This is a genomic window from Oerskovia flava (genome assembly GCF_026163685.1).
Classification (GTDB): Bacteria; Actinomycetota; Actinomycetes; order Actinomycetales; family Cellulomonadaceae; genus Oerskovia_A; species Oerskovia_A flava.
Genome location: NZ_JAOXSR010000010.1, coordinates 128,885 through 146,809, shown reverse-complemented (window position 1 = coordinate 146,809; position 17,925 = coordinate 128,885). Strand labels below are relative to the sequence as shown.

At 69.2% G+C, this 17,925-nt stretch carries 9 protein-coding genes and 2 CRISPR repeat arrays (1 of these 11 running past the window's edge); of the genes, 8 read left to right on the top strand and 1 reads right to left on the bottom strand.

Translation table 11 applies throughout. The features are described from left to right. The first annotated feature begins 253 nt into the window (after nt 1-253). The 8 genes from cas3 to cas2e are packed head-to-tail and all read left to right on the top strand — an operon-like array spanning nt 254 to nt 9,675. The gene (gene cas3 / locus OHL10_RS15725; protein WP_265523222.1) at nt 254-3,247 is read left to right on the top strand and encodes a CRISPR-associated helicase Cas3'; all 2,994 of its coding nucleotides are present in this window, start codon (nt 254-256) and stop codon (nt 3,245-3,247) included. Further along, complete coding sequence (gene casA / locus OHL10_RS15720; RefSeq protein WP_265523172.1) at nt 3,240-4,949, top strand: type I-E CRISPR-associated protein Cse1/CasA; 1,710 nt, start codon at nt 3,240-3,242, stop codon at nt 4,947-4,949. Before cas3 ends, casA begins: the two co-directional genes overlap by 8 nt. After that, nucleotides 4,946-5,638, top strand: a complete 693-nt coding sequence (gene casB, locus OHL10_RS15715; protein WP_265523171.1) for a type I-E CRISPR-associated protein Cse2/CasB — start codon at nt 4,946-4,948, stop codon at nt 5,636-5,638. Before casA ends, casB begins: the two co-directional genes overlap by 4 nt. Then, complete coding sequence (cas7e, locus tag OHL10_RS15710) at nt 5,635-6,780, top strand: type I-E CRISPR-associated protein Cas7/Cse4/CasC (protein ID WP_265523170.1); 1,146 nt, start codon at nt 5,635-5,637, stop codon at nt 6,778-6,780. The genes casB and cas7e overlap by 4 nt, the downstream gene beginning before the upstream one ends. Further along, complete coding sequence (gene cas5e / locus OHL10_RS15705; RefSeq protein WP_265523169.1) at nt 6,777-7,511, top strand: type I-E CRISPR-associated protein Cas5/CasD; 735 nt, start codon at nt 6,777-6,779, stop codon at nt 7,509-7,511. Before cas7e ends, cas5e begins: the two co-directional genes overlap by 4 nt. Next, nucleotides 7,512-8,204 carry a type I-E CRISPR-associated protein Cas6/Cse3/CasE gene (gene cas6e, locus OHL10_RS15700; RefSeq protein ID WP_265523168.1) on the top strand — a complete coding sequence of 231 codons (693 nt, stop codon included), beginning with the start codon at nt 7,512-7,514 and terminating at the stop codon, nt 8,202-8,204. Next, entirely contained in the window at nt 8,201-9,154 is a 954-nt protein-coding gene (gene cas1e, locus OHL10_RS15695) for a type I-E CRISPR-associated endonuclease Cas1e (protein WP_265523167.1), read from the top strand. The genes cas6e and cas1e overlap by 4 nt, the downstream gene beginning before the upstream one ends. Beyond that, the gene (gene cas2e / locus OHL10_RS15690) at nt 9,151-9,675 is read left to right on the top strand and encodes a type I-E CRISPR-associated endoribonuclease Cas2e (protein ID WP_265523166.1); all 525 of its coding nucleotides are present in this window, start codon (nt 9,151-9,153) and stop codon (nt 9,673-9,675) included. Before cas1e ends, cas2e begins: the two co-directional genes overlap by 4 nt. 44 nt (nt 9,676-9,719) lie before the next feature. Further along, a CRISPR array of direct repeats spans nt 9,720-15,121; the repeat unit is 28 nt; unit sequence GTGCTCCCCGCGCGAGCGGGGATGATCC. Between the two features lie 10 nt (nt 15,122-15,131). Here the strand turns inward: cas2e and OHL10_RS15685 are convergent. Beyond that, a complete protein-coding gene (locus OHL10_RS15685) occupies nt 15,132-16,118 on the bottom strand; it encodes an IS481 family transposase (protein ID WP_265523165.1) in 987 nt (328 codons plus the stop codon). Between the two features lie 144 nt (nt 16,119-16,262). Further along, nucleotides 16,263-17,925: a CRISPR direct-repeat array (repeat unit 28 nt; unit sequence GTGCTCCCCGCGCGAGCGGGGATGATCC); it runs 442 nt beyond the window's last position.

The following is a 17,925-nucleotide window of genomic DNA, read 5'->3' as shown; positions in this document are numbered from 1 at the left end:
GCACTGTGCGATCCGCTCGCTCATGTACACCGGATCATCCCGACCAAGTCGGGAACGGGTCGATTCTATCGAGAGCAGGGGGTCGCGACATCCTCGGAGAAGAATAATGTGTATATGAGTGAGCGTAGCGCTAAGGAAGTTTCGGTGCTACCGTCGTGATCATGAAGCTCACGGTCAGGGAGGGGCTAGCCCTTCTCGTGATACGCCGTGGGCAATCTAAGTCGGCACTCTCTTCGATAGCGGGGTCCCAGTGATGCTGAGCGCGGGGGCACGGGCGGCGTGGGGCAAGAGCTGGCCGATGCGCGCCGAGATCGAGCACTGGAACCCGTTGTGGAGGCATCTGCAGGACTCAGCAGCGATAGCGAGCAGGTTGTGGGACTGCTGGCTCCCTCCGATGGTCACGCGTCAGGTCGTTGACGCGACGGGCAGCGAAGATGCTGCGCGGTCGCTCGTCACGTTTCTCGCGGGAGTCCACGACTGCGGGAAGCTCAGCCCGGCGTTCGCCGTGCAGGTCCCGACCCTGCGTGACGAGATGGTCAAGGCAGGGCTCTCGATGCCGAAGGACATCCCGGTGGTCGAGCGGCGACGTCGTCCGCACAGCCTTGCCGGGCACGTGATCCTGCGTCGCTGGTTGCGAGAAGAGCATGAGTGGGTGGGTCCCGAGGCGGATCGCTTGGCCGTCGTGGTTGGCGGGCATCACGGGATCCCGCCGAGCGCCTCCGAGGTGCGTGAGGCAACGCTCGACTCGAGCATCAACGCCCTACTCCTCGGTGACCGGGCATGGCGCGACGTCCAGGACGAGATCCTCGATCACATGGCGCGCCGTACGGGAGCGACGCGATTCCTCGCCGGACACGCGTGGCGCGAGGTACCGGACACCGTGCAGGTCCTCGTGACGAGCATCGTGGTCGTCGCCGACTGGCTCGCCTCCAACACCGAGCTCTTCCCGCTGAGTCCCGTCGAGGACGGGCACCCCCTCGCCCCGCCGGACGACGACGAGGTACGCCTCGCGGCGGCTTGGGCGAAGGTCCGCCTGCCCTCGCCGTGGTCGGCGACCGACCTGCTGGAGGGCGCGGACGAACTGCTTCGCGCCCGGTTCCGGTTCCCGGAGTCGGCCACCGCCCGTCCTGTGCAGAGGGCGGTCGTCGACGCGGCCCGACGGATGGATGTTCCTGGGATGCTCATCGTGGAGGCTCCGATGGGCGAAGGGAAGACCGAGGCTGCGCTGCTCGCCGCCGAGATCCTCGCCGCGCGAAGTGGCGCTGGTGGACTGCTCGTCGCGCTCCCGACCCAGGCGACGACCGACGCGATGTTCCGCCGCGTCTTGCAATGGCAGGTGGGCATTCCCGCCTCCGGCGTTGCTAAAGCCCTCGCGCACCCTGCCGGAGTCGTGGACGACGACGGCGCGCACGCCGTCTTCCTCGCGCACGGCAAGTCATGGCTCAACCCAGACTTCGCGGCGATTCCGCGACGCCTGCCGGGCACCCGCGACATCGGTCGGGACATTGGAGACGGAGTGAGCGGTTCAGGTCGCTTCGGTGCCGCGTACGTCGACGGTTGGCTCTCAGGCCACCGGAAGGGGGTCCTCGCCGATTTCGTCGTCGGCACCATCGATCAGGTGCTCTTCGCAGCGCTGCAGTCACGGCACGTGGCGCTACGTCACCTCGCGGTCGCGAGGAAGGTGGTGGTGTTGGACGAGGTCCACGCTTTTGATGCGTACATGAACAGCTACCTCGAGCGCGCGCTGGAGTGGCTCGGCGCCTACGGGGTTCCGGTGGTTGCCATGTCGGCGACGCTTCCCACGCATCTTCGCGAACGGCTCCACGCCGCTTACAACCGCGGCAACCGCACGGTGGTGGGGGCAGGGTCCGCCCAATCGGCCTCGCTGTGGGAGTCGGACTGGGATGACGAACCGGGTGACGATCGCGAGGTGTCCGCGATCCGTGGTTCCGCGAGCGACTCCCCGTCCACGGTGGTGACCTCGATGCAGTCCGGCGTGATGCAGAGCACAGCCGTCGACGCCGCCGACCGAGTGCTTGACGTGAAGATCGACCTGGCAGATGACGACCTCGACACGTTGGTCCGGCGTGTCACCGAGGCGACGGTGTCAGCGGGGTGCGTTCTCGTGGTGCGGAACACCGTTGTTCGCGCGCAAGAGACGTACGAGGCGCTCGAAGCGCACTTTGGCGACGAGGTCGAGCTCTTGCACTCTCGGTTCCTCGCGTTGGACCGCAAGGTGCGTGAGGCGCAGTTGGTGAGGGAGCTCGGACCGCCGCCAGCCGATGGCACGAGGGGAGCGCGACCCGTCGTACGCCGGATAGTCGTGGCGACCCAGGTCGTGGAGCAAAGCCTCGATGTGGACTTCGACCTCCTTGTCACTGATCTCGCACCGACCGATCTGTTGCTCCAGCGCGTCGGCCGGCTCCACCGCCACGCCCGTCCTGCGGACCACCGACCCGAGGAGCTACGAGTGGCCCGGATCGTGATCGTCGGCATGACGGACCGCGCAGGCGGCCCACCGGCCTTCCCCCGGGGGAGCGAAGCCGTCTACGGGAGGCACCTGCTGCTTCGAGCAGCCGCGCAGGTCCGCAACATCATCGCTGGCTCGGGAGGTATCGAGCTACCACGTCACATCTCGCCGTTGGTCCAAGAGGCATATGGCGAGGATGCACTCGGGCCTGACACGTGGCAGGACGACATGCTCCGTGCCCGCTCGAGCTCCGATGCAAGAGAACGCCATGCCGAGTCACGCGCGGCGACTTATCGGCTCCCGGCCCCGGCGGCCGGGTCAGAGGCCAACTTGGTGGGATGGCTCGACCAGAGCGTCGGAGAGGCGGACGAGTCTTCAGGACGGGCGCAGGTGCGTGACGGAGAGGACGGCATCGAGGTCCTGGTGGTCCAGACCGACGGCGCAGACCAGTGGAGACTGCCCGACTGGCTCGACCGCGACGTACCCGAGGATCGGGAGCTCCCCCGAGATCGTGTGCCCCGGGCGGCGCAGTTGCGCACGCTCGCGGGATGCAGCGTGCGGTTGCCTGGCTTCCTCCCGCGTCGGCACGGAATGCCTGACCCCGTCGCCGATCTCATCGAAGCACTGGAAGTAGACGTGCGGGACGCCTGGCAGGAGCACCCGGCTTTGAAGGGGCAGCTCGTCCTGTCCCTCGACCGCACCGGCCGTGCCTGCGTGGCCGGACTCGATATCCGCTACGACCGCCGCACAGGAATGAGCGTGAGCCTGCATGAGTGAAGATCTCGCCCCGTGGTTCAACCTGATCGACAGCGCCTGGTTACCCGCGCTCGACCACCAAGGGCAGCAGACGGACCTTTCGCTCGTCGACGCGTTTCGTCGTGCCGGGGAGCTACGTGAGCTGACCGGCGAGCTGCCGACGCAGACGTTCGCGAACCTTCGCCTGCTCCTCGCGATCCTGCACCGCGCCGTCGGAACGAGTCGCGAGACAGGGCCACGTAGCGAGAAGGAATGGGGTGAGATCCGCAGCAACTGGTCTTCGACCGTCGAGCGCGTGGAGCAGTACCTGGAACGCTTCCGGGACCGGTTCTGGCTCGTTCATGCCACGGAACCGTTCTTCCAGGTGGCGGGGCTCGAGAGCACGAACGGCGAGCTGAAGTCTCCTGCGGAGATCATCGCTGACGGCCCCGGGAACTCCGCCTACCTGACGACACGGTTGGGGGAGGGACTGAGCCGGATCACCTGGGCGGAGGCCGCGCGCTGGCTCGTCCATGTCCACGCGTACGACGTGTCGGGCATCCATTCCGGCGCAGTCGGGGACCCACGCGTCAAGGGAGGGAAGGGGTATCCGATCGGGACCGGGTGGGCGGGCCAGATCGGAGGCATCCACCTCGTCGGTGACACCCTCCAGGAGACGCTGATGCTGAACCTTGTGGTCGCCGGCAGGTCAGGGCTGGAGACGCGGCAGCCCGACAAGCCTGTCTGGGAGCGGCCCCCGCTGGACGCCCGCCCGGAAGACTGGTTGGAGTCCGACGCCGCCAATCACCTCTACCGTGAGCCGACCGGGCCTGTTGATCTCTACACCTGGCAGTCTCGCCGAGTCCGACTCGTCGGCGACGAGGCCTACGTGACGGGCGTCGTCAACGCTCAAGGAGACCGAGCCACGCCGCAGTTCAGGCAACGACTCGAACCGCTCACCTCCTGGCGACACTCCAAGCCTCAGACGGCGAAGTTTAAGAAGCCCGTCTACATGCCGCTCGAACTCGTCCCCGGGCGTGCGCTGTGGCGTGGCCTCGAGTCGCTCCTGCCGCACGCGACCGAACGAAGGACCAAGGACGGGCAGTCGGAGCGGTTGGTGCCGGCGGTCGTCACGTGGCTGCGGACTTTGCAGCTTTCCGGCATGCTCGACGACCGGCTCGTCGGTGTACGCGCCATCGGTGCGACGTACGAGAGCAACCAGACAGCGATCGGTGCCGTCATCGACGACAAGTTGTCTCTATCTCTGTCACTCCTGAGCGAGTCCGCTGCCGGGCTTGCGCAGAGCGCCGTCGATGCCGTCGACCAGGCGGACAAGGCCGTGCTCCACCTCGGCTACCTCGCGCAGAACGTCGCACGCGCCGCAGGCGCATCACCCGACGCTGCCGAGGGACCGCAGGAGCGCGCGAGGGAACGCGGGTTCGACGCTCTCGACGGCCCGTTCCGGGAGTGGCTCCGCACCCTTGCGGTCACGGCCGACGAGGTCGACGCGCGCACCCGATGGCAGGTGCAGGTGCAGACCGTCTTGTCACGCCTGGCGGGTGAGGTCATTGCAGATGCCGGCCCTGGTGCGGTCGTCGGGCGGATGGTCGGCGACCAGTACATGGACGCCGGCTTGGCCGAGTACAGGTTCCGGAAGAAGTTGCGAGAGATCCTGCCCCACAGCTACCCGCCGCAAGCCGTGGAACAGACGAAGAGAGTCGACGACGAGGAGGTCATGGCATGAGCGAGCAGACAGTCGCGAGCGATGAGGACGTTCCTGCACCCGTCGGGTCGAGCACCGGCGGGCAGCACGAACTCGGCAGGCTCGTCGATACGCGGGTCCGACGGCTGCTCAGGACTCGTGAGAGCTCGACAGCGGTCGCCACTCTGGCACGGCTGCGCAACAACGTCGGGCGCCCGCCCGGCCGCGACCCGTCGATCTGGGACGTGACACTGCGAGACGTGTCACCTGACGCGCGGAGCGACGACCCGACCACAGCCGAGAGAGCGGTACATGCAGCCATGACCCTGTTCGCGCTTCACCAGCAGGCCAGGGATGCTCCGATGCATGTGCGAGGGGTCGGCTTCGGCCGTGCCGTGTGGCAGCTAGGACGTGCCCGACAGGACGCCGACGACGGTACGGGCCCCGTACGCCGGCGGTTCAACATCGTGGTGACCGCGAGCAGCGTCGACGACCTCACCCACCACATGCGTGGTCTGGTGACACAGATGCGCGGCGAGAGCATCGGCCTCGACTACGGGGCGCTCGCGGACGATCTGCTGCAGTTCCAACGCCCCGGGCAGGCCGACGCCGTTCGACGCCGATGGGGGCGCCAGTACCACAGGCTCGACAAGCCCGGCACCGTCGACGATTCAACGGTATCCCCGACCGCCAGCACCGAGAGCACCGACGAGACTGAGGAGCACGCGTGAGCCGCACGATTCTGGACATCCATGTCCTGCAGACAGTCCCTCCGAGCAATCTCAACCGCGACGACACCGGCAGCCCGAAGACGGCGACCTACGGCGGAGTGCGTCGAGCCCGGGTGTCATCCCAGGCCTGGAAGCGTGCGACACGGACCGCCTTCCAGGGACACCTCGATGCAACAGAGCTCGGAACACGTACCAAGCGCGTCGTCGAGCTCGTCGGTGCACGGATCGCCGAGATCTCCACTGGCCACACGACCGAAAATGCGCTTGCTGCCGCGGCCCAGGTGCTCAAAGAAGCCGGCATCAAGACCGCTGAGCCGCGGGGCAAGGCAGGCGCGCCCGCCGAGTCCGGATACCTGCTCTTCCTGTCTGCCCAGCAGATCGAGGCGCTTGCCCAGTTGGGGGCGGACTCGCTGACCACGGGGGTCGCTCCGACAAGGGCCTTGGCGCAACCCCTGGTGAAGGGCAAGAACTCGATCGACCTAGCGCTCTTCGGCCGGATGGTCGCGGACGTCTCGGACCTGAACGTCGACGCGGCCTGTCAGGTGGCGCATGCGATCTCGACGCACAAGGTGGACAACGAGTTCGACTACTACACCGCTGTCGACGACCACAAGGCGGCCGACGCGGAAGAGGACGCAGGCGCGGGCATGATCGGCACGGTGGAGTTCAACTCCTCCACGCTCTACCGCTACGCGACGGTCGACGTGGACCGACTTCACCAGAACCTCGGAGACGCCGCAGCGACCGAACGCGCTGTCGCCGCCTTCTTGCGATCCTTCGTCACGAGCATGCCGACGGGAAAGCAGAACACGTTCGCGAACCGCACTGTGCCGGACGCCGTCGTTGTTTCGCTGCGGGAGGACCAGCCGGTGTCCTTGGTGGGAGCGTTCGAGGAGCCGGTACCCGACTCTCTGGCGGGCGGCAGGGTCGCGGCGTCGGTCGACAAGCTCGTCGCCCAAGCGAGAGATGTTGAGGCTGCCTTCTTGAGCAGCGCTGTGCAGACCTGGACGGTCGGCGTCGGGCCGATCGCCGACAGGCTGGCACCCTTGGGCTCGGCTCTCTCGTTCGCTGCGCTCGTCGAGGCGGCGACGGCGACGGTGAGCACGCGACTTCAGGTCGCCGACACGACGGACGCCACATGACGACGCTCTTGCTGAGGCTCGCCGGACCACAACAGTCCTGGGGCGAGGACTCCCGGTTCGCGCGCCGGGACACCAATGAGGCGCCCACCAAGAGCGGAGTCGTCGGCCTGCTGGCGGCTGCGCTCGGACGGCGTAGGACAGATCCGATCGAGGACCTGCTGGGTCTCCAGCTCGCCGTGCGCATCGACCAACCGGGCAGGGTCGAGCGGGACTTCCAGACCGCCATGACACTCGACAAGTCGAAGAGCTTTCCGCTCACCCAACGGTACTTCCGGTCGGATGCTGTCTTCCTCGCTGCAGTCGAGGGTGCGGAGGAGATCGTGCAGGCTCTCGACGAGGCGGTACGGCGCCCGGTTTTTCCGCTCTACCTCGGGCGCCGTGCGTTCACGCCGGAGGGCCAGCTCACCCTGGGCGTCCACGAAGAGTCGGCGTGGTCGGTCCTTCACGAGTACCCGTGGCAAGCCTCGGCGTGGTGGAAACGGCGGAGCGACCCGCAGGTGACGCTCGACCTCATCGTCGACGTTGGTGTCGTCCCGGCCGAGGCGGGCTCCGACAAGACGGTGACGACCCATCACGACGCTCCTGTCTCGTTCGATCCGCGACGCCGGTCGTACTCGTGGCGCACCGTGGAGCGCCATGCGGTGCTGGTCGCGAACGACCTGGTAGAGACCGCGCAAGCTGGGCCCGGTCCTCGGGGTCATGACCCGATGGCTGCACTGGGGGGCCGGTGAATGTTCCTCTCGCGTGTTCAGATCAACTCGGCGCGACGGGCATCTCGGCAGCTGCTCGGCTCACCTCAGTCCATGCACGCAGCCGTCCTCTCGGCGTTCCCGCACCCCGACGACGAACGCGGCAGGGTCCTCTGGCGTGTCGACCGCGACGCGCACCATGTATGGCTCTACGTGGTGAGTCGGTACGAGCCGGACTTCACCGCAATTGTGGAGGACGCTGGATGGCCGTCGACGCAGCGGGGCTGGGACACGCGCCCCTACGCCCCCGTACTCGACGGGCTCGTCGAGGGGCAGCGGTGGGCGTTCAGGTTGACGGCCAATCCCACACGAAGCACCGCGCGCCGAGGCCGCATGAGCGAAGCGGCGCCTGAGGCCGTGGAGCTCAATGCGAAGGGTCGACCCAAGACCCGACGCTACGGTCACGTCACCGTGGAGCAGCAGCTGAACTGGTTCGCCGGGCGCACCGACGACTGGGGGTTCACTCTTCCCGGGGAGGGTGGGGGCGTCGTCGTGCACGACCGTCAGACCCGGCGCTTCCAGCGGGGTGGGCGCACCGTGACACTCGTGACGGCGTCGTTCGACGGTCTGCTCGAGGTGAGCGACCCCGCCAGGCTGCGTGACGCGCTCGTGACCGGTCTCGGTCCCGCCAAGGGCTACGGGTGCGGGCTGCTCACGTTGGCACCAGTTCGATGAACCAACAGATCCCGGGCGCGCGCCCGCCGACCCTTCCGGAGCTGGTGCGCGCCCAGGACCGCCTGACGTTCTTGTACCTCGAACGGTGCGTGATCTCGCGCGACGCGAGCGCGATCACGGCTACCGATGAGCGCGGCACGGTGCACGTCCCGGCCGCGACGCTCGGCGCGCTTCTCCTCGGGCCCGGGACGAACGTCACGCACCAGGCGATGGTCCTGCTCGCCGAAAGTGGGGCGACCGTCGTGTGGGTGGGGGAGCGCGGCGTTCGCTACTACGCACACGGGCGCTCGTTGGCCAAGTCCTCTCGTCTGCTCGAGGCGCAGGCTGAGCTCGTGACGCGTCGCGATTCGCGACTTGCTGTCGCACGTGCGATGTACGAGATGCGATTCCCCGACGAAGAGGTCTCGGGCCTGACGATGCAGCAGCTCCGCGGCCGGGAGGGCGCGAGAGTCCGAAAGTCCTACCGAGAGCACTCCCAACGCACGGGCGTGCCCTGGGAGCGGCGGGAGTATCGGCCCGACGATTTCGGGTCGTCGGACGCGGTGAACCAAGCGCTCTCGGCTGCGACGACGTGCCTGTACGGAGTTGTGCACGCTGTCGTCGTAGCACTCGGCTGCTCACCAGGGCTCGGGTTCGTGCACACCGGGCACGAGAGGTCGTTCGTCTACGACATTGCTGATCTCTACAAGGCGGAGTTTGCGATCCCCGCCGCGTTCGACGCCGCGGCACAGGATCTCGCGGATGTCGGAGGGCACGTGCGTCGCGACATGCGCGACCGCTTGCACAAGGCGAAGCTGCTGGAGCGGTGCGTGCGAGACATCACCAGTCTGCTGATCAGGGATCCGAATGAGCTCGACCAATGGGCGGACGTCTCGATGCTCTGGGACGGCAGGTTCGGAGCGGTGTCGGGCGGGGTCAGCTACGGCTCGGGCGAGGAAACGGACTGGTGATCGTCGTCGTGCTGTCCGTGACACCGGAGAAGCTCCGCGGCGAGCTCACCCGATGGCTGCTGGAGATCTCCGCCGGCGTCTACGTCGGGCACGTATCGGCCCGTGTTCGCGAGCTCTTGTGGCTGCGCATCGTCGAGGACGTGAGCCGCGGACGCGCCCTCATGGTGTGGTCCACCACGACGGAGCAAAGGCTGGACTTCCGCGTCCACAACCACGCGTGGGAGACTGCAGACCACGACGGAGTGACGCTCATGCGTCGACAGACCGCCGAGTCGCGCAAGTTCGCCGCCGAGTTGGACGACAGCGCCCGCCGTTCGAACCGTGAAAGGTCGCGGTCAGGCGGCATTTCCTCCGAGAGCGATCACCTCACCACCCCGACGACTGACAACCGTCCCCCGAGTTCTGGTGTCCGCAGAGGATGGAGCAACGCATCGAGGCGGCGACGGTATGGGACGTCGATCGAGCAAAGGCGCCGCAACTCGCGTGGCGAGCCTGATCCGGGCGCCGACCCGTCGAAGTGATCGCAGGAGCCTGATCATCCTGATATGTTCGCAGGTCAGTTAGTGTGCTCCCCGCGCGAGCGGGGATGATCCGTTCACCGGACGCGCGGCGATGGCCTTGAGCTTGTGCTCCCCGCGCGAGCGGGGATGATCCCGCAGCACCAGGCACCGCACTGAACGTGTTCTGGTGCTCCCCGCGCGAGCGGGGATGATCCCTCCTGCCACAGCTCGGGGAAGTCCTTCGTCTCGTGCTCCCCGCGCGAGCGGGGATGATCCCATCGCCGTTTCCGACCTGATCGCCGAGATCACGTGCTCCCCGCGCGAGCGGGGATGATCCGGTGTCCCAGCGCTCGCAGGTCGTGACGGTCGTGTGCTCCCCGCGCGAGCGGGGATGATCCGACCTGCACCTCGGTGTACTCGGGGTGGGCTTCGTGCTCCCCGCGCGAGCGGGGATGATCCCCACCACAGCCGCAACCGCACCCGCCCCGCCGAGTGCTCCCCGCGCGAGCGGGGATGATCCGCAACCACCGGCGGCGGGATCGACGTCTACGGGCGTGCTCCCCGCGCGAGCGGGGATGATCCCCTCGGGGCCCGGTTCGCCGGCGCCACGGTGCACGTGCTCCCCGCGCGAGCGGGGATGATCCCGACGAGCCGCCTTTCGACCCAACGCCCGACACGTGCTCCCCGCGCGAGCGGGGATGATCCGTTCGAGGTTCAGGGCCCCGTGGTCGACCCCCTGTGCTCCCCGCGCGAGCGGGGATGATCCCGTGTCGACGTCGACCGCCTGGACGTAGGTGACGTGCTCCCCGCGCGAGCGGGGATGATCCGCCGTCCTCGTACACCCCATCGCCCGTCCCCTTGTGCTCCCCGCGCGAGCGGGGATGATCCGACCGCCGCCCAGATCACCGCAGGCGACATCATGTGCTCCCCGCGCGAGCGGGGATGATCCGAAGGCGACCACGGCGCTCGGTCGGATGGTCCAGTGCTCCCCGCGCGAGCGGGGATGATCCCCTCGCATCGGTGGAGGTGACGGTCGGATGACCGTGCTCCCCGCGCGAGCGGGGATGATCCCACGTCGCCCTCGAGGGTGCCGCCGTCCGGGGTGTGCTCCCCGCGCGAGCGGGGATGATCCGCCGACGCTCATGCGGTCCACGACGCCGTCACGGTGCTCCCCGCGCGAGCGGGGATGATCCCGACGCGAGCTGCGCGACGGTGACGGCCACGGAGTGCTCCCCGCGCGAGCGGGCATGATCCCTTCTTCGTGTCGGCGAGGACGCTGACGACGACGTGCTCCCCGCGCGAGCGGGGATGATCCCCCGTAAACGCGCTGCACAAATCCGACCGCATCGTGCTCCCCGCGCGAGCGGGGATGATCCCCTGGCGGAGCGCACGCGTCGAATGTGGGAGGCGTGCTCCCCGCGCGAGCGGGGATGATCCGACGATCGTCGAGTACATCGTCGAACCGCTCAAGTGCTCCCCGCGCGAGCGGGGATGATCCGTTCACCGGGCGCGCGGCGATGGCCTTGAGCTTGTGCTCCCCGCGCGAGCGGGGATGATCCGTCCTTGCTCGCCTCCATCGCCCCCCAGGAGGAGTGCTCCCCGCGCGAGCGGGGATGATCCCGCCGGCGCCGTCCTGCCGTTCACGTACAGCCCGTGCTCCCCGCGCGAGCGGGGATGATCCCCTGACCCCTGCCAAGGTCGTGGACGAGGACGAGTGCTCCCCGCGCGAGCGGGGATGATCCGACCGTCGAGGGCATCAAGCCCAGCCTGACCGGGTGCTCCCCGCGCGAGCGGGGATGATCCCTGGGCGTTCATGGGCTCAGACGTCCTCCAGTGGTGCTCCCCGCGCGAGCGGGGATGATCCCCCCGCCGTCCCGCTTCCGTGGTCGCGGGGACTGTGCTCCCCGCGCGAGCGGGGATGATCCGGCCGTGGACGACAACTACACGGCGGGCCACTCGTGCTCCCCGCGCGAGCGGGGATGATCCCTGTACGAGGAAGGGATGGGATAACACGTGCCAGTGCTCCCCGCGCGAGCGGGGATGATCCACACGCTCCCATTCCACACCACGAATGATGTGCGTGCTCCCCGCGCGAGCGGGGATGATCCGCGAGCCGGGGTGCCCGGCACCGCGCACTCGCTGTGCTCCCCGCGCGAGCGGGGATGATCCCACGCTGACCTGTACGCCCTCACGCTCCCCGCTGTGCTCCCCGCGCGAGCGGGGATGATCCGTTCCCGCCGGACGCGACGGCGACCGGGGCACCGTGCTCCCCGCGCGAGCGGGGATGATCCGTCTCCGAGCGGTCATGATGAATCCCTTCGTTAGTGCTCCCCGCGCGAGCGGGGATGATCCGCTCAGATCTGGCACGCGGTTCCCGACCAGATCGTGCTCCCCGCGCGAGCGGGGATGATCCCCCGCCGGCGAACGCGTAGCCGAGACCGCCGCCGTGCTCCCCGCGCGAGCGGGGATGATCCGACCAAGGCTGGGGCGCAGGCCAAGCTCCGCGCGTGCTCCCCGCGCGAGCGGGGATGATGCGGTCCGCATCGACGAGACGACCGGCGAGGTCACGTGCTCCCCGCGCGAGCGGGGATGATCCCGACCGGTCGACGGCGTCCGGGTCGGGTGCCGTGTGCTCCCCGCGCGAGCGGGGATGATCCGCCCTACGAGCGTGACCCGGGATACGTCGAAGTGTGCTCCCCGCGCGAGCGGGGATGATCCGTTCCGCAAGGTGTGCGCCACCGCCTCGACGTCGTGCTCCCCGCGCGAGCGGGGATGATCCGGGCGATCAACCATGACCCCCACGATCACGCTCGTGCTCCCCGCGCGAGCGGGGATGATCCCTACCTCTGGGCGCAACTCCAGATCAACACCTCGTGCTCCCCGCGCGAGCGGGGATGATCCCACCTTCGAGGGGGACTTGATCCCGAGGGCCTTGTGCTCCCCGCGCGAGCGGGGATGATCCGTCGGCCATCGTGGCGAGCATGGAGGTGGGCGTGTGCTCCCCTCGCGAGCGGGGATGATCCCGGAAGATCCCGGTCACGAGCTCTTTCGCGATGGTGCTCCCCGCGCGAGCGGGGATGATCCCGGGTAGCCACGCCCGGCCTACGTCTGCAAGCGGTGCTCCCCGCGCGAGCGGGGATGATCCGCACTGATGACCGGCGCGGTACGCACCGTGCCGGTGCTCCCCGCGCGAGCGGGGATGATCCGACCCGCACCGCGGCCGAGACCGTCCGGGAGTGGTGCTCCCCGCGCGAGCGGGGATGATCCGAGCACCTGTACCGCGTCGCCCGACGTCGGCACGTGCTCCCCGCGCGAGCGGGGATGATCCGCGGTGCGGCGCGTGGTCGTCGAGCCGCTGGAGGTGCTCCCCGCGCGAGCGGGGATGATCCCTCCCCATTTGGGTAACTGCTCATACCTTTTCAGTGCTCCCCGCGCGAGCGGGGATGATCCGGCCGACCAGTGAGCGCGCCCCGGCCGTCGATCGTGCTCCCCGCGCGAGCGGGGATGATCCCAACTCGGGCTCGCGGTTCGTCCTCGACAGCGCGTGCTCCCCGCGCGAGCGGGGATGATCCGGCGGACAGTGCGGCGGTGTTGACGACCTGCCGGTGCTCCCCGCGCGAGCGGGGATGATCCCTCGAAGTACCACCACTCCACGTGGTCCCTGTGCGTGCTCCCCGCGCGAGCGGGGATGATCCCGCCGCCTGCGTTGAAGTGCGCGTTGTCGGCCGGTGCTCCCCGCGCGAGCGGGGATGATCCCAGGTACACGGTGCCGCCGAGCTCGACGAGACCGTGCTCCCCGCGCGAGCGGGGATGATCCGAACTGGGGCGGCAAGCTCCGGACGGCGATCGGGTGCTCCCCGCGCGAGCGGGGATGATCCCCGTACGAGGAAGGGATGGGATAACACGTGCCAGTGCTCCCCGCGCGAGCGGGGATGATCCGGGTGCCGGCGTCCTGGCCTACCAGCGCATGGAGTGCTCCCCGCGCGAGCGGGGATGATCCCGGCAGGGTGACCGGACCAACGATGATCGGCACGTGCTCCCCGCGCGAGCGGGGATGATCCGAATGAATCCGCTGGGATCGTGCAATGCGTTGCGTGCTCCCCGCGCGAGCGGGGATGATCCGATCCGCGGCGAGGACTTCGACGTCGAGTCCCGGTGCTCCCCGCGCGAGCGGGGATGATCCGGTCTACGAGGCGACCATCACCGAGCCCGACTAGTGCTCCCCGCGCGAGCGGGGATGATCCCACACGGGGATCGTCGTCGGTGCCCCCGACGATGTGCTCCCCGCGCGAGCGGGGATGATCCGTTGTTGATGGCCATCGGGAACCCTCCTCAGGGGTGCTCCCCGCGCGAGCGGGGATGATCCGAAGCTCCCGGACAAGACCGTGGAGCGCCTAGTGTGCTCCCCGCGCGAGCGGGGATGATCCCAGGGCGCCGTCCTCGCCGAACCCGCTCACTTCGTGCTCCCCGCGCGAGCGGGGATGATCCGCCGTACCGCTTCACCCGTGACGCGGACGGGGAAGTGCTCCCCGCGCGAGCGGGGATGATCCGCCTCCGAATGGTCGTTCGAGCAGGCTGGCCAGGTGCTCCCCGCGCGAGCGGGGATGATCCGTCTTGCGGGTAGCCGACCGACTCGTACTCGACGTGCTCCCCGCGCGAGCGGGGATGATCCCGAGTGGCGGCCCGGACTCAAGGAGCAGCGATGGTGCTCCCCGCGCGAGCGGGGATGATCCCTTGACCGAGTTCGCGAACGGCAGCTTCAGATCGTGCTCCCCGCGCGAGCGGGGATGATCCGCCATGTGCGACGCCACCGACGGGAAGGTCTACGTGCTCCCCGCGCGAGCGGGGATGATCCGTCCGTGATGTTCGTGCCGAACCCGAGGGTGGGGTGCTCCCCGCGCGAGCGGGGATGATCCAACTTCACCGTCGGCTCGGCGTCGACGGGCCGGCGGTGCTCCCCGCGCGAGCGGGGATGATCCGCCCTATGGGAGGCACCATGACTAGAACGGACGGTGCTCCCCGCGCGAGCGGGGATGATCCCCGGCGCCGCCTACGCGGGCGGGGAGCGGTGGTGTGCTCCCCGCGCGAGCGGGGATGATCCCGGCTGGTGCACCTCCTCCTGCCGCGGAACTACGTGCTCCCCGCGCGAGCGGGGATGATCCGCGCTGACCGTTTGGCTCCGCTTCGACGCTCCCGTGCTCCCCGCGCGAGCGGGGATGATCCCATGCCCCACTCATCCCACGTAGCGGCGTAGGCGTGCTCCCCGCGCGAGCGGGGATGATCCCACGTTCGTCGAGATCCAGTCCCAACCCGCCTTGTGCTCCCCGCGCGAGCGGGGATGATCCGCCCAAGGCGGTCCACGGCGTTCGCCTGCATCGGTGCTCCCCGCGCGAGCGGGGATGATCCCCTCGCCGCCCCGCTTCCGTAGTCGCCGGGACTGTGCTCCCCGCGCGAGCGGGGATGATCCAACCCCGCCCCTAGCTGTACTGACCGGACAGGTTGGTCAATCGGGTGACCGGTGGCTTGTTCCCGCTGGCGGTGTGGGGTCGGTGGTGGTTGTACTCGTGGATCCATGCTGGCAGAGCGTTGCGGCGTTCGGCTTCCGAGGTGTAGCAGCGGGCGTAGCCCCAGCCGTCGGCCAGGGTGCGGTGGAAGCGTTCGATCTTGCCGTTGGTCTGGGGGCGGCGGGGCCGAGTCCTGGAGTGTTTGATCTCGAGCTCGACGCAGGTCTCGTGCCACAGGCGCGAGACGTAGGGCGAGCCGTTGTCGGATAGCACCCGCTCGGTGACGATCCCGCGCGCGGCGAACCACGCCACTGCACGGCGCAGGACACCGGTCGCGGTGACGGCTCTCTCGTCGTCGTGGACCTCGGCGTAGGCCACCCGTGAGTGATCGTCGATGACGGTGTGCACGAACGCGTGCCCCATCTTCGGGTTGTGGTGCCTGTTCTTGGGTTTGCCGGGCGTGGCGGCTCGGTGGCGATCACCCTGGGCGCGGCCGACGAACCGCCACCCGCCACCATCGGGGATGTTGCCGAGCTTCTTGACGTCCACGTGCAGCATCGCACCGGGGTAGGCGTGCTCGTAGCGACGCACCGGCGCGCCCGTTGCCCGGTCCACGTGGGACAACCGGTTGAGCCGGCAGCGGACCAGGACCCGGTGCGCGGTCGAGGGCGCCACCCCGGTCAGTGCAGCCAGCTGGACGGGTCCCAGACGCTTGCGCAGCCGCAACGACACGATCCGGCGCGTGATGGCCTGGTCGGTCTTGGCAGGCATTCGGTGCGGGCGCGAGGGCCGGTCGCTCATCGGCTCGCCGTGGGCATACCGGTCGGCCCACCGCTTGACCGTGGGCCACGAGCACTGGAACCGCGCCGCGACCTCCGCGATCGGGACGTGCTGGTCGACCACCAACCGGGCGACCGTCAGCCGGGCGCGGGGAGTCAGCGCGGCATTAGCGTGGGACACGAGGGCCTCCTGTGTGCGGAGCGGATACCTAGGCAGTTCCACTCCACCGCGGGAGGCCCTCGCGCGCTACCACTCAGATCAACGCGTCACACTCTCTCGACCAACGTCTCCGGTCAGTACACCTAGCCCTCGATCTGGGGGAGGCGTGCTCCCCGCGCGAGCGGGGATGATCCCGACCTCGCCGGACGTGATGCCCATCTCGCGCGGTGCTCCCCGCGCGAGCGGGGATGATCCCCCCGGCGCCGGCACCGGCGCGCCCAGCATCCCGTGCTCCCCGCGCGAGCGGGGATGATCCGTTGCGTGCGGAGACGTCGAAGGTGGTCATCGAGTGCTCCCCGCGCGAGCGGGGATGATCCGGAGGTCCCCAGGATGTCGTGGAAGGCTCAGCAGTGCTCCCCGCGCGAGCGGGGATGATCCGTTCGACGTGGGGCCCGCGATCTTCGCGTAGTGGTGCTCCCCGCGCGAGCGGGGATGATCCCGCCACCGACGCGCTCGCCAAGGTCGCCGGTAAGTGCTCCCCGCGCGAGCGGGGATGATCCCTCGCCCGGGAGCTGAGCCACCATGCGGAACAGGTGCTCCCCGCGCGAGCGGGGATGATCCGGTCGTCATCGACGCGGCGACTGCGGAGGGCACGTGCTCCCCGCGCGAGCGGGGATGATCCCGCGACCCCGTACCGCCACTCGTCGGTCTCGGCGTGCTCCCCGCGCGAGCGGGGATGATCCCAACTTCGCCACGACCGAGGCCGACATCGTCAAGTGCTCCCCGCGCGAGCGGGGATGATCCCCCGTGCGACGCCGCGTAGTCCCGGATCGCTGCCGTGCTCCCCGCGCGAGCGGGGATGATCCCGCGACCCCGTACCGCCACTCGTCGGTCTCGGCGTGCTCCCCGTGCGAGCGGGGATGATCCCAACTTCGCCACGACCGAGGCCGACATCGTCAAGTGCTCCCCGCGCGAGCGGGGATGATCCCCCGTGCGACGCCGCGTAGTCCCGGATCGCTGCCGTGCTCCCCGCGCGAGCGGGGATGATCCACGACGATCTCGGAGTCGGACCTGACGTTCGGGGTGCTCCCCGCGCGAGCGGGGATGATCCCTGCCGCAGGAGCGCCTTCGTGAGCCCGTTCGGGTGCTCCCCGCGCGAGCGGGGATGATCCCCGGCTGGCGGACGCGATCCTGGCGGGTGCGGAGTGCTCCCCGCGCGAGCGGGGATGATCCCGACTTGAGGCCGCCCACGATGTTCGAGCCCACGTGCTCCCCGCGCGAGCGGGGATGATCCCGCGGCCGTGCCGCAACCGGTGGCCACGACGTAGTGCTCCCCGCGCGAGCGGGGATGATCCCACCACCACCCCCCTACCGGTCGCCACCGTGCCGTGCTCCCCGCGCGAGCGGGGATGATCCCTTCGGGTCGAACGCGGCACCGTTGACCGGCCAGTGCTCCCCGCGCGAGCGGGGATGATCCCCGCTGAGTCGCGATGTTGCCCCACCGCTCAGCGTGCTCCCCGCGCTAGCGGGGATGATCCGAACTCGAACGCCTCTGCGCGCAGACGGACTACGTGCTCCCCGCGCGAGCGGGGATGATCCCGATTATGGCGTGCTGTTGAAGGCGTGGAATGAGTGCTCCCCGCGCGAGCGGGGATGATCCGGGTCGACGCATGTTCCCCGCACCCATGGGGAAGTGCTCCCCGCGCGAGCGGGGATGATCCTCGGAAGGCGCCGGTCCGAGGCCGCGGCATCGAGTGCTCCCCGCGCGAGCGGGGATGATCCCGACCCCGCCCTGGTCACCGAGTACGAGGAGATGTGCTCCCCGCGC